Annotated in this window: 15 protein-coding genes, 2 tRNA genes and 1 riboswitch; of the genes, 8 read left to right on the plus strand and 9 right to left on the minus strand. The window is 43.7% G+C overall.

Features of this window, described 5'->3' with window-relative positions; all coding sequences use genetic code 11:
- Positions 1 to 2: 2 nt before the first annotated feature.
- The 4 genes from glpK to IEY67_RS12015 form a co-directional block, all read right to left on the minus strand.
- Complete coding sequence (glpK, locus tag IEY67_RS12000) at positions 3 to 1,514, minus strand: glycerol kinase GlpK (RefSeq protein WP_183671381.1); 1,512 nt, start codon at positions 1,512 to 1,514, stop codon at positions 3 to 5.
- 130 nt (positions 1,515 to 1,644) lie between these two features.
- Positions 1,645 to 3,993, minus strand: coding sequence for a transglycosylase domain-containing protein (locus IEY67_RS12005; RefSeq protein ID WP_122351602.1), 2,349 nt, complete (start codon positions 3,991 to 3,993; stop codon positions 1,645 to 1,647).
- 130 nt (positions 3,994 to 4,123) lie between these two features.
- Positions 4,124 to 5,065: a YeiH family protein gene (locus tag IEY67_RS12010; RefSeq protein WP_122374472.1), complete on the minus strand. Its 942-nt coding sequence runs from the start codon at positions 5,063 to 5,065 to the stop codon at positions 4,124 to 4,126.
- Between the two features lie 127 nt (positions 5,066 to 5,192).
- The gene (locus IEY67_RS12015) at positions 5,193 to 6,479 is read right to left on the minus strand and encodes an O-acetylhomoserine aminocarboxypropyltransferase/cysteine synthase family protein (RefSeq protein WP_122374473.1); all 1,287 of its coding nucleotides are present in this window, start codon (positions 6,477 to 6,479) and stop codon (positions 5,193 to 5,195) included.
- A 178-nt stretch (positions 6,480 to 6,657) separates the two neighbouring features.
- On the opposite strand from IEY67_RS12015, the gene IEY67_RS12020 reads away from it, so the two are divergent.
- A complete protein-coding gene (locus tag IEY67_RS12020; RefSeq protein ID WP_122351605.1) occupies positions 6,658 to 7,119 on the plus strand; it encodes an Lrp/AsnC family transcriptional regulator in 462 nt (153 codons plus the stop codon).
- A 2-nt stretch (positions 7,120 to 7,121) separates the two neighbouring features.
- On the opposite strand, the gene IEY67_RS12025 is transcribed toward IEY67_RS12020, so the two are convergent.
- Positions 7,122 to 8,006 carry a LysR family transcriptional regulator gene (locus tag IEY67_RS12025; protein ID WP_122351606.1) on the minus strand — a complete coding sequence of 295 codons (885 nt, stop codon included), beginning with the start codon at positions 8,004 to 8,006 and terminating at the stop codon, positions 7,122 to 7,124.
- 87 nt (positions 8,007 to 8,093) lie between these two features.
- Here IEY67_RS12025 and IEY67_RS12030 point away from each other — a divergent pair, with 87 nt between their 5' ends.
- Positions 8,094 to 11,393 (plus strand): AsmA-like C-terminal region-containing protein, encoded by a 3,300-nt coding sequence (locus IEY67_RS12030; protein WP_183671380.1) that lies wholly within the window; start codon positions 8,094 to 8,096, stop codon positions 11,391 to 11,393.
- Here IEY67_RS12030 and rfbB read toward each other — a convergent pair.
- Both rfbB and rfbC read right to left on the minus strand, forming a co-directional pair.
- Positions 11,388 to 12,533 carry a dTDP-glucose 4,6-dehydratase gene (gene rfbB, locus IEY67_RS12035; RefSeq protein ID WP_183671379.1) on the minus strand — a complete coding sequence of 382 codons (1,146 nt, stop codon included), beginning with the start codon at positions 12,531 to 12,533 and terminating at the stop codon, positions 11,388 to 11,390. The two genes, IEY67_RS12030 and rfbB, sit on opposite strands and share 6 nt — an antisense overlap.
- A gap of 8 nt (positions 12,534 to 12,541) precedes the next feature.
- Positions 12,542 to 13,102 (minus strand): dTDP-4-dehydrorhamnose 3,5-epimerase, encoded by a 561-nt coding sequence (gene rfbC, locus IEY67_RS12040; protein WP_183671378.1) that lies wholly within the window; start codon positions 13,100 to 13,102, stop codon positions 12,542 to 12,544.
- Positions 13,103 to 13,260: 158 nt separating this feature from the next.
- Between rfbC and IEY67_RS12045 the strand changes: the two genes are divergently transcribed.
- From IEY67_RS12045 to IEY67_RS12065, 5 genes are all read left to right on the plus strand, one after another.
- A tRNA-Cys gene (locus IEY67_RS12045) sits at positions 13,261 to 13,332 on the plus strand.
- Positions 13,333 to 13,368: 36 nt separating this feature from the next.
- A tRNA-Cys gene (locus IEY67_RS12050) sits at positions 13,369 to 13,440 on the plus strand.
- Between the two features lie 228 nt (positions 13,441 to 13,668).
- Entirely contained in the window at positions 13,669 to 15,252 is a 1,584-nt protein-coding gene (locus IEY67_RS12055) for an AGE family epimerase/isomerase (RefSeq protein ID WP_183671377.1), read from the plus strand.
- A 454-nt stretch (positions 15,253 to 15,706) separates the two neighbouring features.
- Positions 15,707 to 15,924, plus strand: a riboswitch (cobalamin riboswitch).
- Positions 15,925 to 15,989: 65 nt separating this feature from the next.
- Entirely contained in the window at positions 15,990 to 18,509 is a 2,520-nt protein-coding gene (locus IEY67_RS12060; RefSeq protein ID WP_183671376.1) for a ribonucleoside-diphosphate reductase subunit alpha, read from the plus strand.
- Between the two features lie 15 nt (positions 18,510 to 18,524).
- Positions 18,525 to 19,574: a ribonucleotide-diphosphate reductase subunit beta gene (locus tag IEY67_RS12065; RefSeq protein WP_183671375.1), complete on the plus strand. Its 1,050-nt coding sequence runs from the start codon at positions 18,525 to 18,527 to the stop codon at positions 19,572 to 19,574.
- Between the two features lie 76 nt (positions 19,575 to 19,650).
- Here IEY67_RS12065 and IEY67_RS12070 read toward each other — a convergent pair whose 3' ends face one another.
- Positions 19,651 to 20,241 carry an N-acetylmuramoyl-L-alanine amidase gene (locus tag IEY67_RS12070; RefSeq protein WP_183671374.1) on the minus strand — a complete coding sequence of 197 codons (591 nt, stop codon included), beginning with the start codon at positions 20,239 to 20,241 and terminating at the stop codon, positions 19,651 to 19,653.
- Positions 20,242 to 20,456: 215 nt separating this feature from the next.
- The gene (locus tag IEY67_RS12075; protein WP_183671373.1) at positions 20,457 to 21,044 is read right to left on the minus strand and encodes a protease inhibitor I42 family protein; all 588 of its coding nucleotides are present in this window, start codon (positions 21,042 to 21,044) and stop codon (positions 20,457 to 20,459) included.
- Positions 21,045 to 21,302: 258 nt separating this feature from the next.
- On the opposite strand from IEY67_RS12075, the gene IEY67_RS12080 reads away from it, so the two are divergent.
- On the plus strand, positions 21,303 to 22,775 hold the full coding sequence (locus IEY67_RS12080) for a RimK family ATP-grasp domain-containing protein (protein WP_183671372.1): 1,473 nt from the start codon (positions 21,303 to 21,305) through the stop codon (positions 22,773 to 22,775).
- Positions 22,776 to 22,777 lie beyond the last annotated feature (2 nt).

Raw genomic sequence — 22,777 nt, forward strand, 5'->3', positions numbered from 1 at the left:
TTTTATATTTCGCTGTCCATCGCCCAATTCATCGTCCGGCCAACAGCCTTATGCCAGTCTGTCAGCAAAGCCAGAGCTGTTTCAGGCTTCATCTTGGCGGTAAATATAGTATCAAGCGACCATTGTTCTTTCAGTTCATCCATATCTTTCCAATAGTTCACAGCCAGTCCCGCGAGATAAGCGGCTCCTAAAGCCGTTGTTTCAATGATGCAGGGACGCACCACGGGACACCGGCTGATATCTGCCTGGAACTGCATCAGGAAATTATTCGCAATCGCACCGCCATCCACACGGATCTCCTTTGGTTTGGCATGAATATCATTCTCCATCGCGATCAGGACGTCGTACACCTGATAGCAAATACCTTCCAAAGCTGCACGTGTCAGATGCGCTGCCGTCGTACCCCGGGTTATGCCTATGATCGCACCACGTGCATACTGGTCCCAGTAAGGGGCTCCCAAACCGGTTAACGCCGGAACAAAATAGACACCGCCGTTGTCGGGAACCGATTTTGCCATCTGTTCCGTCACCGGGGCATTCGGGATCAACCCGATACCGTCACGAAGCCACTGGATAGCTGCACCACCGACAAACACGCTTCCTTCAAGTGCATACGTTACCTTATCGCCTAACTTCCAGGCAATCGTCGTCAACAGGTTATTCTGTGAAAGTACCGGCTTGTCTCCGATATTTACGATCATAAAACAACCGGTCCCGTAGGTCGTCTTCATCATTCCTTCTTCCAGGCATAACTGGCCGAACAAAGCCGCCTGCTGGTCGCCCGCCATTCCGGAAACCGGAATACCGGTCTTAAATATCGGTGTAGATGTCTCGCAATACACCTCGCTGCTGCTCTTAACCTCCGGCAGCATGGAAGACGGGATCGTGAACAGATCGAGCAACTCCTGATCCCACTGCAAGGTATTTATATTAAATAACATGGTCCGGGAAGCATTCGTAACATCGGTTATGAACTGCGATCCCCGCGTCAGTTTCCAGACCAGCCAGGAATCGACCGTTCCGAAACAAAGTTCTCCCCGCTCCGCCCGTTCACGAATACCTTTTACATGATCCAGTATCCACTTGACTTTGGTTGCCGAAAAGTAAGCATCTATCACCAATCCTGTCTTTTGCTGGATAAAATCGGAATAACCTTCCGCCTTCAGCTCCTCACAATAATCAGCCGTACGACGATCCTGCCACACGATCGCATTGTAGACAGGAAAACCCGTCTCACGATCCCAGACGATCGTTGTCTCTCGTTGGTTGGCAATGCCTATACAGGCAATATGGGTATCCGTTACGTCGGCTTTTGCCATCGCCTCCTTGATCGCAAGCGATTGTGTATACCAGATTTCGTTCGGATCGTGCTCCACCCAGCCCGGCTTAGGAAAGTACTGCTGGAATGTTTTCTGGGAGAGTGTGATGACCTGTCCCTGACGATTAAACAGGATGGCCCGGGAAGTTGTCGTTCCCTGATCGATTGCCAATACATATTTGTGTCTGAAATTCATGTTATATCACTTTATAATCAGTAAACCACTTTCCTTAGGAATAAGTTCAGTTTATCCTAAAAAAGGAACTCCCGCAAATCTAATAAATAATTTAGATTTGCGGGAGTTGTATTTCAAGTAATCCGGTCTGCTATTCAAACATTTTATCGATGCCACCGACATCTGTCGGAATACTCTTGCGTTCTTCCTCTGTCGCTGTTTTACAAGGATCGGCATATTGCTCAGGAACATCAAAATCTTCCTCTTCCGAATAACCTAGCGTTTTGTCGGCATAGACTTTCTGCATGAACAAACCATAGATAGGCAACGCCATACTCGCTCCCTGCCCTTCCGATAAACGATCGAAATGGATAGAACGTTCTTCGCCACCGACCCAACATCCCGAAACCAGGCTGGGTGTAAAAGCCATGAACCAACCGTCGGAGTTGTTTTGCGTCGTACCGGTCTTACCGCCCATAGGTGCCTTGATCCCATAACGGAAACGGATACGGCCGCCTGTCCCCCCATCGATCACATTCTTCAACATATGAAGCATTTTATAAGAAGCATCTTCCGTCAACACCTCGCTCATCTGAGAATTAAAGCTGGCGATCGTGTTTCCATAGGAGTCCTCGATACGGGTCACATAGATCGGCTCCGAACGAATACCTTTATTGGCAAAGACGGAATATCCGCTTACCATCTCACTGACCGAGACGTCCGGTGTACCGAGACAAATCGAAATCACGGGGTCCATCTGATTCTTTAAACCAAAAGAGTGAAGCAAGCGCACGAAGGTATAAGGAGACATCTGGCTCATCAACCATGCCGTCACCCAGTTATCCGAATTCTGTAAGCCCCATTGAATAGAGACCTGTTCACCAACCCGTTTAGCACTGGCATTACGTGGAGACCAGGGGATACCATTCTCATCAAAATAGGTATTTTGCACATGCAACATTTCATCACACGGGCTGAACCCCTCAATCATAGCCAGCGAATAAAGGAATGGCTTAATGGTCGAACCAATCTGACGACGTCCGCCATTCACCATATCATACTGAAAGTCATTATAATCGATACCACCTACATAGGCTTTTACATAACCGGTACGCGGGTCCATCGACATAAAACCAGTACGCAGGAAACTTTTATGGTAACGGATAGAATCCATCGGCGACATAATCGTATCGATCGGTCCGCTCCATGAAAACACACGCATATCAACAGGTGTATTGAACACTTTACGTATCTCATCCTCCTTCTCTCCTGCCTTTTTCATGGCCCGGTAACGATCGGTCTGATGCATAGCACGCATCATAATGGTATCAACTTCACCCGGACGAAGGTCTATGGAGAAAGGAGCCTGTTTCTTCTTTTTGTTAGCCTGGAAGAAAGCAGGTTGCAAATCTTTACTGAAATGTTCGCGAACGGCTTCTTCCGCATACTGCTGCATACGGGAATCGATCGTTGTATATATTTTCAAACCATCCGTATAGAGATTATAATACTTACCGTCCACAGCTTTCTTATTCTTGTTACACCAGCCATACAGCGGATTGGTTTCCCAAGCCAGAGAATCTTCATAAAATTGCTGTTTCTGCCATCCTCTATACTCACTACGATCCGGTTTATTGCGAGTCATCAGAATACGCAGATATTCACGGAAGTAAGGAGCCGGACCATCCTTGTGATCCATACGGCTGAAACGAAGAGTCAACGGCAATGCCTTTAACGAATCACATTCGGCACGTGATATATAACCAGCCTTTTCCATTTGTTCCAGCACTGTATTACGGCGTCCGCGTGTACGTTCATTCTGACGCTTCGGATTGAAATAAGAAGGGTTTTTACACATTCCAACCAGTGTCGCGGCTTCTTCTATTTTCAGATTCTTAGGAGTCGTTCCAAAATAGACACGTGCAGCCGATTGAATACCAACCGCATTATACAGGAAGTCAAATTTATTCAGATACATGCTGACGATCTCTTCCTTCGTATAATTACGTTCCAACTGAACGGCTATTACCCATTCGATCGGCTTCTGGAACAGACGTTCCATAAAATTGTCAGCACTTGGTGAAAAAAGCTGCTTAGCTAACTGCTGGGTGATGGTACTACCGCCTCCACCACTCTTCTGCATCAGGAGACCACGTTTCACAACAGCACGGAACAATCCCTGCGCATCGATACCGCTATGCTCTGCAAAACGGATATCTTCAGTAGCGATCAGGGCTTTCACCAGGTCGGGCGAAAGGTCTTTGTAATTTGCCATAATACGGTTATCCTGACTATGCGCATAACTACCCAACGTTTTTCCATCTGCAGAAATGATCTGGGAAGCGAACTTGTCGATAGGATTTTCCAGCTGTTCCACACGGGGCATATACCCGATCGAACCATTTGCAATAGCTGTAAACAACAGGAACACAGTCCCTACTACTGCAACGAACAGCACCCAAAACGAAATTATAATGCCTTTTGTTACTTTTGAAGCCATAATATTTAATCAGTTGACAACTGACAGTTGACAGTTGATAAATAACAGCCGGCAGGTCGTAACCATTTCTTACTGTCAATCATCAACTGTCAACTGTCAACTTTTGAGGGGCAAAGGTAATAAAAAACAATTAAACCAACATTATTACCCCTAAACTGATCAATCCGATAAATACCCAAAGAATAACTCCCTGAACCATCGGACGAACTCCGACCTGCTTAATTACTTTTCTCGATAGCCCCGCCCCGATCAGAAACAGAGTAACTGTCAACCCTTTCTTTGCCAACCAGACTAACGAACTCGTTATCGTTTCAGGAATTGTCAGGAAGGTATTTGCCACCATAGCCAAAATAAAGAAAAAGATAAACCAGGGGATACTGATCTTCGCACCTTTCTGTTTAAAAATAAACATAGTAGCAATTGTCACAGGAATGATCCATAACGCCCGCGTCAACTTAACCATCGTTGCTATTTCAAGCGCTTGTTCACCATAAGCGGCACCGGCTCCTACCACCGAGCTTGTATCATGTATGGCAATAGCCGCCCACATACCAAACTGTTCCTGGCTTAATCCCAGTAAATGACCGATAGGCGGAAAGATAAACAACGCAATCGCATTTAGAATAAAAATAGTCCCTAACGACATCGACATCTCGTTATCATTGGCTTTCACTACCGGTGCAACGGCTGCAATAGCACTTCCTCCGCAAATAGCAGTCCCGGCAGAGATCAGATAGGCCGTTTTACGATCCATCATCAACCTTTTACCCAGATACATACCTAACGCCAAAACTGCAACAACCGACACGACAGTGAAAAGCATCCCTTCTTTTCCCGTTCTCAGCGATTCATGCAGATTCATTCCGAATCCCAGACCAACGACAGAGAACTGCAATAAATATTTAGAAGTCTTCTTACTGAATTTCGGGAAAGGTTGTCCGGCTGTCATTCCCAGCGCAAGCCCCAGGAACAGGGCAACTGCAGGTGAAACAAAAGGCATCAGACAAAAAATAAAAAGAAGAATGAAAAGAGATTTGTTATACTTCGTAAGTACTTGTTCAATTGTATTCATTACTATAATATCTTAGTTATCCTTTATTTTTGATGGCGCAAAGGTAGACTTAAAAAAGATATCGCACCAATCACATTATGGAATAGCTGATAACTTGAAGTTATAACATTCCCCTCTTTCCAATTGTTCAGATTTTAGCAAGCGCTTCCTCCAGATCTGCAAGCAAATCATCTATATGCTCCGTTCCGATCGATAAACGAACTGTTCCCGGATAGATTTCCTGATCGGCAAGTTCTTCGGCACTAAGTTGCGAGTGTGTCGTACTTGCCGGATGAATAACAAGGGATTTAACATCGGCAACGTTTGCCAACAAAGAGAAAATCTCCAGGCTGTCGATGAAACGGTGCGCTTCCTCTTGTCCTCCCTTTATTTCAAAGGTAAAAATAGAACTGCCACCTTTCGGGAAATACCGCTTGTATAAAGCATGGTCGGGATGATCCGGCAATGACGGATGATTCACTTTTTTCACTCTCGGATGGTCTTTCAGAAAATTCACAACCTTCAGGGCATTTTCCACATGACGTTCCACACGTAATGAAAGCGTTTCCAGTCCTTGTAATAAAATGAATGCATTGAAAGGACTGATGCAAGCCCCTGTATCACGCAGTAAGATGGCGCGAATACGGGTCACATACGCCGCCGGACCTGCTGCATCGACGAAACGTACACCATGATAACTCGGATCCGGTTCCGTCAGTTGCGGGAACTTACCGGAGGCAACCCAGTCGAATTTACCGGAATCAACAATCACACCACCTAACGATGTTCCGTGACCACCTATAAACTTAGTTGCAGAATGTACCACAATATCAGCACCGTACTCGATCGGGCGGATCAGATAAGGAGTACCGAAAGTATTATCGACGATCAAAGGGATTTGATGACGATGAGCGATATCAGCAACAACTTCTATATCTATAATATTGGAATTCGGATTTCCGAGAGTCTCGATGAAAATAGCCTTCGTATTCGGTTGAATAGCTTTCTCGAAATTCGACAGATCGGCAGGATCGACAAAAGTTGCAGTTATTCCATAAGTAGGCAACGTATGTGCCAACAAATTATAACTTCCCCCATAAATAGTTTTAGCAGCGACAATATGGTCACCGGCACGGGCAATGTTTTCAAATGCATATGTAATAGCAGCCGCACCGGAAGCTACAGCCAACCCGGCCACCCCCCCTTCAAGAGCGGCTACACGTTGCTCGAAAACACCTTGTGTCGAATTGGTCAGACGTCCGTATATATTACCCGGATCCTGCAAACCGAAACGTGCAGCGGCATGTGCCGAGTTATGGAATACATAAGAAGTTGTCTGATAAATGGGCACTGCACGTGAATCTGTTGCCGGATCGGCCTGTTCCTGCCCTACATGAAGCTGTAATGTCTCGAAATGTAATTCTCTTTTTGCCATGATCTTATTCTTTTCAGTTTGATTTATTATCGAATTATTTTCCAGCAAAGTTATCATACACGGAAATATCAAACAAGAAATATCATAAATACAGAAAATAACCCTATTTTTGCAGTATCATACAGAATAAACGAACCAGACAACAGTTAAAAAAGATCAGATAAAAGAATTTTATTCTATGGAGACTTTAGATAAAAAGGATTTACAAATCCTCCGTACGCTACAAGAAAATGCACGACTAACGACCAAAGAGCTTGCCGCCCGGGTAAACCTTTCGTCGACACCCGTCTTCGAACGCCTCAGACGCCTGGAGAACGGAGGGTATATAAAGAAGTATATTGCCGTATTGGATGCAGAAAAACTGAATCTGGGTTTTGTCGTCTTTTGCCGGGTCAAACTCAGTAAGCTCAACAAAGAGATAGCGACCGATTTCACACGAGTCATACAAGATATTCCTGAGGTAACCGAATGTTACAACATATCGGGCAGTTACGATTACCTGCTAAAGATACATGCTCCCAATATGAAATACTATCAGGAGTTTATCCTGAACGTTCTGGGGACAATCGACAGTCTCGGATCGCTGGAAAGTACTTTTGTGATGGATGAAGTGAAACATGATTACGGCATCCATATCTGATATCATTTATATGCCTGCATATACCGGATAAAACTTTCTTCCAACCCTCCGCTTTGCCCCTGCAATTGTACAAAGGAGAACATACGTTCGGCAGAAAAATTCGTGATATCGATCACTTTCAAGGTACCTGACATCAACTCGCGGGTAACGGCACGCACCGATACGATAGCCAAAGCATCCGAGTTTTCAAGAAATAACTTGATACTTTCGGTACTCCCTAACTGCATCAGCACATTTAACTGCGATAATTTGATCTGATGTTCGGCAAGCGTTGATTCCAAAACCGCCAATGTTCCGGAACCATTTTCCCTGAGCACCAGCGGAAGTGTACAAAGCTGTTCCAGCGACAGTTCTTCAAAATGAGCCAGTTTACTACCGGTATGTGTAATAACAACCAATTCGTCTTTCATAAAAGGCGTATAATGAAGAGAACTTTGGCGGGCATTTCCTTCCACCAGCCCCAAAGTGATTTTACCCTCACACAAAGCCTTTTCAATATCATGGCTGTTACCGTTCAGTAAAGAAGCACGAATATCGGGGAACTTCCTGATAAAAGTAGATAATATAGGTGGTAAAACATATTGGGCGATCGTAGTACTGGCCCCCAGGCGCAGGTCGCCACATATATTATCGGTCAGCAGATTCATCTCGAAGTCCAGTTGCCGGTAAGCGGCAAGCAGCGTATTGGTATGCGACAACAACAGTTCTCCGGCCCGCGTCAACATGATACGGCTGCCTGTACGGTCGAACAGAGGCATCTTATATTGCATTTCCAACTCATGAATATGCTTACTTATAGCAGGTTGACTTATATACAACTCTTTTGACGCTTTCGTAAAGCTCAGGTTAGTCGCTACGCTGTAAAATACCTTCAGACGAAAATCCATATTCCTATATTCTTTTAAATAAACTTATCAGGTACAAAGATATGGGTTTATTTACATACTTTTGTATGACCAATACATGAAGACAATATGAAGATCAATAAAAAATTAGTTACAACCATTATCGTTATCGCCGTTACCCTGTTCTTTATCCTTCCGGGTATCGGGTTCAGCATTCTGAATTGGGGTGTCCTCCCACCGGAGAAACTGACCCCGCTTGTCATCGAACAGACTAATAAATTTCTCGATGCCCACCTGGATTGCGAACGGATCGAACTGACTTATTTCGAAACATACCCGCATCTGGGCATCCGGCTTACGAACGGTCATCTGATCTCACATGCAGCAGAAGACTCTACAGCACATAAAGAAAAACTGGCTATCTCCTCCGATTCGTTACTTGCATTCAAAACGGCTGTCATCTCCCTCCGACCGACCGACTACCTTTTCGGCGGCAAAATAACCATAGGCGAGATCAGCATTGATGAACCCCGCTTCTATGGATATGTCAATAAAAAAGGAGCGGCTAACTGGGATATTTATTCCAGCAAAACGGATTCTGCCGAGACCGACAAAAAACCGTTGCCTCCTATTGACCTGCAAAAAGTCCGTATCTCAAACGGCCGTTTCACTTACGACGACCATGAAGCAGATTTATTTGCCGAAATCAACGGCTTTTTCCTCAATCTCGACGGCTCGCTAACCAACGGAAAAAATAAACTGGATATTGAAACAGGTTCTACCTCCATCCTGTTCAGCAGCCCGACTTATACATTGGAAAACAAACTGGCATTAAAACTAAAAAGCCAGCTCTTACTTTCTGACAACTTCAATACAATCACATTGAACGATGCCGAACTGCTGGTAAACGACCTCCCTTTTACCGCTAACGGCTCTGTCAGCAGTGTACCTCCGCTAAAACAGACTAAAATAGACATGGAGGTAGGACTCAAAGTATCCGATATGAACGATTTGCTGAAATTCATTCCCGATGCTTATTTTCAGAACAGAGAAAAAACACTGGCAAAAGGGGCAATCGTTGTGGAAGGCAACATACATGGTTACCTGGGCGACAGCATTGTGCCCTCTGTAAACCTATGCTGCAAAATAGAGAATGGCTCCTATCACGTCAAAGGTCTCAAACAAGGGATCGACACCATACAGATGGATATGGATCTTCACCTGAACGGTATGTATCCCGACTCTTCTTTCATGTCATTGGAACAGCTGACATTAAAAGGTCTGACAACCTCCCTGGACATGAGCGGAAAAGTCACCAACCTGCTGACGTCCCCCAATATAGATGCGAATATAAAAGGGAAGATCGATTTTACACGACTGGCAAAAGAGTTTCTGAACCCGGACACATTGCTCCTTCAGGGAACTATGGATGCCGACCTTTCCGCCTCATTCAATGTCGACGATCTACTGAACAGCCAATACGGGAAGGTACATGCATCCGGTCGTTTGAATATTGATACGTTGAAAGCCTATAGCAAGCCGTTAGGAATGGATGTCTTTATTACTAATGCCGGTTTCTCGGTCGACTCGACACAGCTAAGCAGTTCTTATCTGGAAAATAAAGATTTGTTAAGCACGACTTTATCGGTCGATAGCCTGAACATCAAATACCAGGATGCAATCAGCACAAACATCAGCCGATTGACTATACAGGCAAAAACATCTCCTGTCATAGATACGACGGCTGTTATCCCGATGACTGCTCAACTGAAATTTGACTATCTGCGTACCCGCCTCCCCGATTCCGTATGGCTGGTTGCCGGACAAACAGTCATGAAAGGAGGGATCAAATCATCCGCATCCAACAAACGTATACCGACTGCCGGTGCTACCATCTCAGTCGATACCCTTCGTTATTTCATTCTACCGATGCGTACCGGAATGATCCTTTCCGGAAATACATTTAATATAGAAGCACTCCCCTACCGCGATGCAATGCGTCAACGCTGGCTGGCACGGACCGATACGACTACCCATACCACAACCGCAAGAGCGACACGTACGCGCCGTCCAAGAACACCTGACCAGACACAGACAGACACGACTGATGTAACGACACAGTTATTACGCCGTTGGGAAGTCCGTGGCAGTCTTTCTTTCAACAAAATGCGCGGATTCAGCCGTCTTTTACCCGTTCCCATGAAAATGGACCAAACCACCATGAAGTTCAATACCAACGATATTACCCTTACCAATGCTCACCTGCATCTGGGTAAAAGCGATTTCATGCTGAACGGAGAAATAAAACGTATTCGCCAGGCGATGTTACGCGGAGGGAAATTACAAGGAAACTTCTCCCTGACATCCGACTATATCGACTGCAACCAGCTAATGAAAGCGATGAACTCAGGCATGCAATATACAGAGCTACATTCCGCAACTACCGACCAGTCAGTTATTGACGAAGAAAATCTAGTCACAATGGATACCCATGCATTACAGGATTCCATTGCTACAGCAACGTTAGACACAACAGACCGCGTATTCGTTATCCCAGCCTATCTGGATATGACGCTTCACACAGATGCAAAAAAGATAGATTTCAAAGATGTCGAACTTAGTAACGTTCTCGGTGAAGTGATCATCCGTGATCAAAGCATCAACCTCAGTAACCTCAAGATGGATTCGAATATCGGTCGTGGACATATGACCATGTTCTACACAGCTAAAGATGAGAGCGGCGCTTCTGCCGGTTTCGATATTGATATGGAAAATGTGATGGTCGAGAAACTGATCGGGTTATATCCTGCCATCGATACCCTGGTCCCTATGTTACGTTCTTTTGAGGGGGTAGTCGACTGCCAGATAACAGCTACTTGTAAAATGGATTCGGTAATGTCACTCGATCTCCCTTCTTTAAATTCAGCCTGCTATCTGCATGGAGAAAATATGGTACTGCTCGATGGCGAGACTTTTACGGAAATATCCAAGACGCTTATGTTCAAAAATAAGAAACGGAATGTCATAGACAGTATCTCTGTCGACCTTGCCATCAAAGACAATAAAATCGAAGTATTCCCCTTTCTGGTCGAAATGGACAGATATAAAGTGGCAGTCGGAGGAACACATAACCTGGACATGACATTCAACTATCATTTATCCGTACTCAAGTCGCCCGTTCCTTTCAAACTGGGAATAGACATCACCGGCAACCTGGACGATTTTAAATACAAGATCGTAAAATGCCGTTACAAAGATTTATTCAAACCGGCTAAAGAAGCCGAACTGGATAGCACACGGACAAACATCCGGAAAGAGATACGGGAATCGATACGCAATCAAATAAAAGAGACTGCTCCCGAATTGGTGAGCAGCCTCTCCTCAAATCATTCAGCGACTCCTCCGGATGGAGAAGCCAGTGTTTTATAACTCACGGCCGGAGTACATCCGGTCGTAATATTTCATATAGTCACCACCGGTAATCTCTTCCACCCATTGCTGGTTTTCCAGATACCAGCGGATTGTTTTGACAATACCGACTTCAAAACTGGTTTCAGGTGTCCAGCCGAGTTCTTCCGAGATCTTTGTTGGATCGATAGCATAACGCTGGTCATGTCCGAGGCGGTCTTTCACAAAAGTGATCAGGCTTTCGTTGATCCAGTCGATCCTAATCTCTCCGTCAGGACCGATCTCTTTCTTCTTCAATACCTGACGATATTCGGGGTGTTCAGTCATCAACTGACGAATCGTCTGAATGGTCAGTTTAACAATCTCGATATTCTGCTTTTCGTTATGTCCGCCAACATTATATACTTCTCCTACCCGACCGCGATGAATAACCGCATCGATAGCTTTACAATGATCTTCCACATACAACCAGTCCCGAACATTGGTACCGTCACCATACACAGGCAAAGATTTTCCTTCCAGGATATTTTTGATAATAAGCGGAATCAGTTTTTCCGGGAAATGATAGGGACCATAGTTGTTGGAACAACGGGTAATACTTACCGGCATTTTATAAGTATCGGAATATGCCTTTACAAACAAATCGGCACTGGTCTTGGAAGCGCTATACGGACTTCTTGGATCCAGCGGAGTCGTTTCATGGAAATAACCTTCTGCACCAAGACTGCCATACACCTCATCCGTCGATACCTGATGGAAACGAACACCTTCACGCCACTGCGGATAACCGGTCTCCTCTTTTCCCGTCACCCAGGCTTTGCGCGCAGCGTCCAGCAGGTTTTGTGTTCCCAGAATATTCGTCACTAGGAACAACTGCGGATTTTCAATACTACGATCTACATGGCTTTCTGCAGCAAAATTGACTACATAATCGAAATTATACTTTGCAAAAAGTTCATCAACCAGCGTACGGTCACAGATATCCCCCTTTACAAACTCACAACGTTTGCCATCGATATCTCCTGCTATTGTACCCAGATTACCTGCATAAGTAAGCAAGTCGAGAACTACAATCTTTATATCCTGATGCTCTGCCAGCATATATTTGATAAAGTTGGCACCAATAAAACCAGCGGCACCCGTAACCAGATAAGTCTTCATCGTCCGTATTATTTATATGTAAAATTATATTCTGCCTCACTTAAGAGAGGCGCTTTTGTATCTTTCTCTGATAAAGTTAGAGATTCCGTGTCGGAAATCCTCCAATCGACCCCAATCGAAGGATCATCAAAATGAAGTCCCCTTTCATGACTCGGCATGTAAAGATTATCTACTTTATAAGTAAATACAGCTTCGTCGCTCAAGACATGAAATCCATGAGCAAATCCCTGGGGAATAAAGAATTGACGTTTATTCTCTGCTGAAAGTTCGACAGCTACATATTTTCCGAATGTCGGAGAACCGACACGGATATCCACCGCTACATCCAGAACACGTCCGGTGATCACCCGTACCAACTTCGACTGCGAATAAGGAGCCAACTGGTAATGTAATCCACGAAGTACTCCCCTTGAAGAACAGGATTCATTATCCTGAATAAAATTTATTTTACCGATATGTTGCTCGAACTCTTCTTTCTTCCAAGCTTCCATAAAATATCCCCGTGCATCATTAAAAACCTTAGGTTCAATAATCCATACACCCGGGATTTCTGTCTCAATATAATTCATCCTTTCATTTTTATAACTAACAGAAGACAAAGTAACTTCTTTTTCCTTAGTTCTGCAACTATCAACGCCTGCAAAAAGAATGAAAAAGATTTGCATAATCCAAACATAATCCTTTTCTTTGCACTCGCAAAACGATAAGACGTTATTTGAAACAAATTGGTTCCTTGGATGAGTGGCTTAGTCAGCGGTCTGCAAAACCGTGTACGGCGGTTCGAATCCGCCAGGAACCTCTAAAAAGAGTAACAGATTATCGATAAATAAATATTGGTTCCTTGGATGAGTGGCTTAGTCAGTGGTCTGCAAAACCATGTACGGCGGTTCGAATCCGCCAGGAACCTCTAAGAAAGCAGAAAGACTTCAATTAAGAATTGAAGTCTTTCTGCTTTCTTAGTATATACGTGGGTCTGTTTTTCAGGAAAGTTTCAACCTGTAATTTGTAAACCGAAGCTATCAAAAAACAAATTATGTCGTTCAAACAGGGTTTTATGCTGTCTGTGGAATATTTTTTGTCATCCGGTCGAAGTCCTCTACTTTTGCGGCGTGAAATAAAAATCAAGGAAACAAAAATGAAACAAAAAACATTTCTACTATTGGCTGCTGCTACTCTATTGGCAGCCTGTACCCCTTCTCCTAAACAGGTTTCGACCACTGAAATCGTGGAAATAACAAATACACTGCCACAAAAGAGGACAAATGTTTATAATGTAGATTCACTGGTAAAAGATCCCTGTAATAACCCGGAATTATGGATAGGACATCTGGAGAACGACCTGATGAAATTCTGGAACGGAAAGAATATACCAGAAGGAAAAAGTATCTTCTTCTCTACGTTCAGAAGCAACGACGGACAGGTCATTCCACAAGATACGGCACAATGGCCGACAGAATATAAGGAAGCGATGAAAGTTGCCGACCTGAAAGGGCTGGTGGAAGACGCAACCCAATATAACTATATCCGTGCCCATTCACGCCAGACTTTCGCATACGGCATTGCGTATAATATGACAGGAAATACCGATTATCTGCAAAAATGCCGCCAGGGAGCAATGGCGATCCTACAGGCAATGGACGAAAACAACGGCTTGTATAACAAACAAGATATCAATACCGGCGAATGGATGGACCCTGCCGACAAACGTAACAGTCAGGATCTGGCTTACGGAATAACCGGATTAGGCTATTATTACTACCTGACTCATGACGAAGCGGTTCTGAAACCATTACTTGCTGCGCGTAAATACATCTTCGATACTTATTTTGACGAAGGTAAAGATTTTCTGACCTGGCTACCCACATCAGTAACGGAAGGGAATGACAATGTAGAGATCGTCTCCCAGCTGGACCAGTTGTATGCTTATATGCTCTGGGTCACTCCCTCTCTGCCAGAACCTTACCAGACAGAATGGAAAGCCGACTTGAAAAAACTGGCGAATGTAATGATAAACCATTTCTACAGCGAACGTTACGGTACTTTCTGGGGAAGTGCCACAAATGACCTGTCTAAAGAGTTAGGTACAGATCATACCGACTTCGGTCACTCTGTAAAAGCGATGTGGGTCATTTATGAGATCGGCAAAATCACCGACGATATTGCTTATGTAAATTTTGCCCGCGAAAAGATCAAAGTCATTTTAAACCGTGCATATATCGATGGAGACGGTTCATGGGCACGTCGTTACAATGCAGACGGTACATTAGACAAAGACAAAGAATGGTGGGGATTAGCCGAGCTCGATCAGGCTGCAGCTATACTTTCCTTGAATGACCCTTCTTATCTGCGGTTTACAAACAATACGTATAAATACTGGTTCGAATACATGGTCGACAAGCAGAATGGCGAAATCTGGCACATGGTAGATGCCAAAACCAATCTACCGTCACCGGAATACCCTAAGATACATGCCTGGAAGACATCTTTACACAGTTTCGAGCACTGTTTCCTGGGTTACGTGATCTCAAGCTATCACCGCAATCAACCTGTGACACTCTATTACGCATTTACAGAAAAAGAACCGGTTTCTTCCAGAAACGTTAATCCTTATTTCTTACGTGGTCATATCAAAGAGCAGAAAAAAGGAAACGTAATCGCATTAGATAATAACGAAAAAGGACGTAACGTTGTAGAGATAACGTTCGATTATATACATTAAATTCACGACCCTAACCCGCATAAACAATAATACTTGCATGGAAGGTGTGTCTACTTATATAGGTGCACCTTCCTTTTTTTATCCATGCCTAGTCCTAAAAAGCGTTACACCTATCCGTACAGACAAGCGCAGCCCGACAATCATTTTTCCATCTTATTAGAAAACTTGTATCCAAAAAGATAATCCTTAACTTAACTTCTGTACAGTTCCGTATTTCACCGGCGAACCGGAACCGGATACTTATGAAGCAAAGATTCTGAAGGAAAAATAGCAGAATGACATTTCAACATCCAAAGCATAAAAATCAGGATGTTTGATTACATGAATAACATAATTTTTCTCATTCATATATTTTAAACCCGTTATAACATTATAGGATAGACGCTTACGAAAAATCGGTCATCATCTCTATTTCTTTTAACGTATTCCATGCTATTGGATTCCCAAATTCTGCTACCTTTGCTTTTGAACTGGTTCCGGATGGATTTCCTTCCATTCGGATTAAAAGGGAATCGGGTGAAAATCCCGAACAGTCCCGCTGCTGTAAAACTCCGCTCTACTTTCCGATAAAGACAATTGCCACTGGAGGTCATCCCCTTAAAGGGAGGACACCGGGAAGGTATCGGAAATTAAGGAGTCAGTCAGAAGACCTGCCGTTCATTAAAGGCTGTTTCTACTCGTGGGGATAGGGGAACAGTACGAAAGTATACTCTAATTTTATTTTTCAAAAGTATCTCATGGAAATAACCAAGAGAAATGGGGCATCCGAACCTTATAACAGGGAGAAAATAACCGTTGCCATCCGGAAAAGCTTTGCCAGTACCGGACAGGAAATAACGGACGAAAACATCCGCAGCATGGTGGATGAAGTGGAGCGTTTTGTAAACAGCAATGTAGCAAACCGCAGTGTAGAACGCATTCAGGACGAAGTGGAACGTAGCCTAATGGAACATGGTTTTTATGCCGAAGCTAAAAACTATATACTCTATCGCTGGCAACGGACGGAACGAAGGAAAGCCCTCAATCACATTACACATGAAGTGGGCGATACGACCATAATGGAGACACTCAAGGGTATACAGGATAAATTCACAGCCAACGAATATAGTCTGACTATACTGGCTGAGAAGTTTTTCAGTTTCTGCAAACCGGAAATGCCATCCAAAGAACGGCTGACAGCACTCATCAAAGCGGCTGTGGAACTAACTACGCAGGAAGCTCCCGACTGGGAGTTCATCGCTGCCCGCCTGCTCAACTTCCAATTGGCAAAGAAACTAAAAAAGCAGGAAGAAGCTGTCGGTTTCCATACATTCTATGATAAATTAAGCTATCTCACCAACGAAGGATTATATGGTAACTATATACTGGCTAATTACTCTCAGCAAGAGATAGAAGAAGCTGCCGGATTTATCTGTCCGGAAAGAAATGAACTGTTTAATTATTCAGGACTGGATTTACTGGCGAAACGCTACCTTATCCGTACCCGTTCCCATGAACCGGTTGAGTCCGTACAGGAGATGTTTCTGGGAATCGCCCTGCATCTTGCCATGCCCGAACAGCACGACCGGATGTTGTGGGTTAAAAAGTTCTATGACCTGTTGAGCAGCCTCCAAGTTACGATGGCCACTCCTACGCTTTCCAACGCACGCAAGCCTTATCACCAACTTTCCAGTTGCTTTATCGATACCGTACCCGATAGCCTGGAAGGTATCTACCGCAGTATCGACAACTTTGCGATGGTCAGCAAGTTTGGCGGAGGTATGGGGATGTACTTCGGGAAAGTACGCGCCACAGGTGGCAATATACGAGGATTTAAAGGTGTTGCCGGAGGTGTGATCCGTTGGATGAAACTGGTAAACGATACAGCTGTCGCCGTAGATCAGCTAGGTATGCGGCAGGGAGCCGTAGCAGTGTATCTCGACGTATGGCACAAAGATTTACCCGAATTTCTCCAACTCCGCACCAATAATGGCGACGACCGGATGAAGGCCCATGATATATTCCCGGCAGTATGTTATCCTGACCTGTTCTGGCGTATGGCAAAAGAAGACCTGAATCAAATATGGTATCTGTTTTGCCCGAATGAGATAATGACTATCAAAGGATATTGCCTAGAAGATTATTATGGCGAAGAATGGGAACAAAGATATCTGGACTGCGTGAACGATAACCGTCTTTCAAAACGTAGTATAAATATTAAAGATATTGTCAGGCTGGTATTACGCTCGGCTGTAGAAACCGGTACTCCTTTCACTTTCAACCGTGACACCGTAAACCGTGCCAACCCAAATCCCCACCGGGGTATTATTTACTGTTCGAACTTATGTACGGAAATAGCACAGAACATGTCATCCATCGAATCCGTATCTACTGAAATCCTCACAGAGAACGGTGATACGGTCGTGGTGAAAACAGTTCGCCCAGGCGATTTCGTGGTATGTAATCTAGCCAGTTTGTCACTTGGACATTTACCTCTGGAAGACGAACAACTAATGAAAGAAAAAGTAGCGACAGTAGTCCGGGCACTCGATAATGTGATCGACCTTAATTTCTATCCGGTACCTTTTGCACAGATAACGAATCATCGTTACCGCAGTATCGGTCTTGGAGTGAGCGGCTACCATCATGCACTTGCCGTGCGCGGCATCCGTTGGGAAAGCGAAGAACATCTGACTTTTATGGACAAAGTATTCGAACATATCAACTATGCGGCTATTGAAGCGAGTGCTGAATTGGCGAAAGAAAAAGGCCGGTACGAATATTTTGAAGGAAGCGACTGGCAAACCGGAGCTTATTTCATGAAACGTGGATATAAATCAGTAGAATGGAACCGGTTACAGGAAAAAGTCAGGATAAATGGCATGAGAAATGCCTATCTTCTTGCCATAGCTCCCACCAGCAGTACAAGCATTATCTCCGGGACAACAGCAGGAGTAGATCCGGCAATGAAACGTTTCTTCCTCGAAGAGAAAAAAGGTACCATGCTCCCACGCGTGGCTCCTGCCCTGTCGGACAAGACTTACTGGCTATATAAAAGCGCCTACCAGATAGACCAGCAATGGAGTATCCGTGCTGCGGGTGTCCGGCAACTACACATCGATCAGGCACAAAGTATGAACCTCTATATCACCAACGAGTTCACCATGAAGCAATTGTTCAACCTCTACCTGCTGGCTTGGGAATGCGGAGTGAAAACGGTATATTATGTTCGAAGTAAATCACTGGAAGTAGAAGAATGCGAAAGTTGTACATCATAAAAAACTAAAAGAACAATGGAAACAAAAATATTAAAAAAGAACGCCTTGTTCAATCCGGAAGGCGACACAGAAATCCGTCTCCGGAAAATGATCGGCGGAAATACCACCAATTTGAACGACTTCAATAATATGCGTTACAAATGGGTGAGCAGTTGGTATCGTCAGGCAATGAACAATTTCTGGATACCGGAAGAGATCAACTTGTCACAAGATACAAAGGATTATCCTCATCTGGAACCAGCTGAGCGGACAGCTTACAACAAAATCCTCAGTTTCCTGGTCTTCCTCGATTCTCTACAGAGTAACAACCTGCCGGCTATCAGTGAATACATCACCGCCAACGAAGTCAATCTTTGTCTTCATATCCAGGCTTTTCAGGAATGTGTACATAGCCAAAGCTATAGTTATATGCTCGATTCTATTTGCAGTCCCGAAGAACGCAATGATATCCTCTATCAATGGAAAACGGATGAGCACTTATTGAAAAGAAATACGTTCATCGGCAATTGTTACAACGAGTTTCAGGAGAGCCAGAACGGCTTTACATTGATGAAAACCCTGATAGCAAATTACATTCTGGAAGGTATTTATTTCTATAGCGGTTTCATGTTCTTTTACAACCTGAGCCGTAACGGAAAGATGTCCGGGTCCGCCCAGGAAATACGCTATATCAACCGGGATGAAAATACGCATCTATGGTTATTCCGTAACATCATTCTCGAACTGAAAAAAGAAGAACCCGAACTCTTTACACCCGATAAGGTTAAAGTGTACGAGGAAATGATGCGTGAAGGAGTGAGACAGGAAACGGAATGGGGACAATATGTGATAGGCAACAACATCCAGGGACTCAACCAGCAAATGGTGGCAGATTATATCCGCTATTTAGGTAATATCCGTTGGCTCAGTCTGGGTTACGAACCGCTGTTTGATGATAACCGCAAGGAGCCGGAAAGCATGCACTGGGTATCGCAATATTCAAATGCCAATATGGTGAAGACAGACTTCTTCGAAGCCAAAAGTACAGCCTATGCCAAAAGTACGGCATTGGAAGATGATTTGTAACAGATCCTCCTTTTAAATCGAATAACAAGGGACCGGATATATGAATAATGTGTATCCGGACTCTTATCTAAATTTATTATTCTTCTGGTATTAAAACTGTTTTGAGGTATTTTAAAATAGCCTGTACATGTATATCGGCAATTATCGCTCTTCCCTTTTCCGAACAAAGAAACAAAAAATCGTCCCAGGTATCCATAAATAGATTTTCAGTAAGAATAGCCGGACAATTGGTATGCTTTAGAATGAACAAAGGATCATATTTCAAACCTCTGTTCCTGAAAGGGAAATCCGTGTCATGCCGGGATGTTACTTCTTCTGAAAAGACCGAAGCGATTTTTTGAGAAGTCATGACATCACGGGTATAAAAGACTTCCCATCCTGTTCCACCTCCTGCATTAGCATGAATAGAAACAAGCATGCAGTTTGTCTTTCCAACCTGATTGGAAATAGTATTTACCCGGTTACAGCGTTCCTGGAGTGAGACATCATTAATTTCCTTTACTATCAGCTCACAATCTATATCTTTTTGAGTTAGCGTTTCATGTACCCGCCTTGCAATATCCCGATTAAATTCCCATTCAAACAAACGTCTGCTTTCATTCGGCCATTCCGGAGAACGTTTGCCCGGAGTTTCTATACCATGCCCATTATCGATCAATATCTTCATAAAATAAAAAGTTAAAAGGAGCTACTAAATATATTACCAGCTCCTTTTATGAATAAAATGATTAACCTTCCAATCCTATTTCAAAAAACAACGTTGTACCCTTGTACGGTAAGTAGCAACAGCATCCCAAATCACACGAAATTCCTGTATAAAACCTGCTGCATTTACACATGCAATTCTATTTACTTCCTGCATAATTGTCTTGGTTTTTATTATTAATCTCTCAAAAACGGAACAATTTTAGTGATCATCACTTCACCACCATTGCAAGGCAAAGCCTGATGAACATATACCATTGCATAGGATTCCCGAGGAGGATTCGTTTCAGTTACTGACTTACAGACATAACGATAATTTACACCTTCCACAATCTGAACAGCTACCGATACAGGTGTATATTGAACTCCGACAACTCCACGCATCGCTTCCTGAAAGACTGCCATCTCTTCCGGCAACAATTCATGATGATCTGTCCAACCTCCTGACTTCCGGTCGATATGGTCGTCCTCTATTTCAACAGGTTGAATCTGTTCGTAAAGAACACCAGCTTCCGACACATGTGTCTGAGCCAACTGATAAAGAGCTTTCCCGGGAGCTACAGCTTTAAAAACAAACACTTTTTTTCCCGGTGCACCGAGCAACTCTGCATCCGGTTCTATTGCATCTTCATCCAATAAGATCAAACCACCTTCCAAACGTGATAGAAAACAGTTCTCGCCTGTATTAAAATTAACTTCACGTTCTACTGTAAAGGTCTCATACAATTTCAAACTTCTACCTTGTGAATTTTCTTTTTCTTCCATGCTTATAAAATTTAAGATTCAAATTATAATAAGACAGCCCTTAAACCATCCTATCTTTACTGGCAAAGGAATGGTAAATTTTAATACGTACAAAGAAATTCAACCCTTAAGAAGTGACAACAGGAGCATTGTCATAAGACAAAAGAGATGTCACCCTCAAGACGTCGGATTGTCACATCAGCGAAACTCAATAATTAATGATTATTCATATCGCCGATTCATTTATTTAGCTACTTTTGCGCACTTATTATATTCGACATGAATAACGTGCTAATTTTATTAGACAGCCTGAATGATTGGAAACCGTATTATAAGACAAGCAGTATCTTAACCGTTTCCGATTATTTGAAGAACAAATCTCTCCAGAAAGAAAAGGGGAATAAGTTTGTCATCAACCTGAGTAACGATTACAGTTATAATTCCGAAGGATATTACTGTTCGCTACTAGCCCAAACCAGGGGACACAAAGTGATTCCCGGAGTAGATATCATTAACAAGGTGGAAGCCGGAGCCGGTGTCCGTATGGACCGGAACTTACAAAAGCTCTGTTATCAGTGGATACAGAAAAATGATATCACCGAAGACATCTGGAACCTGGATATCTATTTCGGTACATGCAAAGAGAAAGGGTTGGAAAAAATAGCCCGTTTTATCTTTGAGAACTACCCGGCCCCGCTACTAAGAGTCAGTTTGAATACCCGCCAAAAGAATCAAATCGAAACGATCCAGTTCCTTTCGCTGGAACAGTTGAACGACGACGAACAAAGTTTCTTTGCCGATGCGCTGGACCGTTTCAACAAAAAAGTATGGCGTGCTCCGCAGTCCGTCAAATCAGCACGGTATAGCCTGGCTGTATTATACGACCCGGAAGAAAAGTTTCCACCCAGCAACAAACAGGCTTTGAACAAATTGCTGGATGTTGCTAAAAAGATGGATATACATGCCGAACTGATCACGGAAGAAGATGCTACTCGGTTAATGGAGTTCGACGCTCTGTTTATCCGAACCACTACGTCGCTGAACCATTATACTTTCCGCCTGTCACAACTGGCGAAGCAAAACGGGATGGTGGTGATCGATGATCCATTATCTATCATCCGGTGTACCAACAAGGTCTACCTGAACGAATTATTTGAGAAAGAAAAGATACCGGCTCCGCTGTCTATGTTAATCTTTAAGTCGAATGAAAATACATTCGAACAGATCTGCGAGCAACTAGGTTCTCCTTTCATCCTGAAAATTCCGGACGGATCGTTCTCTTTCGGAATGAAGAAAGTAACCAATGAGACAGAACTGAAAGCGGCACTCAATCTGCTTTTCGATAAATCGTCGATCCTTCTGGCACAAGAATTTACACCGACTGAATTCGACTGGCGAATCGGTATCCTGAACGGAGAACCGTTGTTTGCCTGCAAATATTATATGGCAAAAGGACATTGGCAGATCTATTGCCATTACGATTCGGGAAGAAGCCGGTGCGGACTGGTCGATACCATTCCCATTTATCAGGTTCCCCGTAAAGTACTCGATACGGCGGTCAAGGCAGCTTCCCTGATCGGGAAAGGGCTTTATGGAGTAGATATGAAGATGGTTAACGACCGGGCTATGGTTATCGAGATCAACGATAATCCGAGTATCGATCACGGGATTGAAGATGCCGTACTGGGAGACGACTTGTATTACCGTATACTGAATCATTTCGGGCGGACACTGGATATGAAACATTTTTAACC

The sequence above is a fragment of the Parabacteroides faecis genome (assembly GCF_014647375.1).
In the GTDB taxonomy this organism is placed as follows: Bacteria; Bacteroidota; Bacteroidia; order Bacteroidales; family Tannerellaceae; genus Parabacteroides; species Parabacteroides faecis.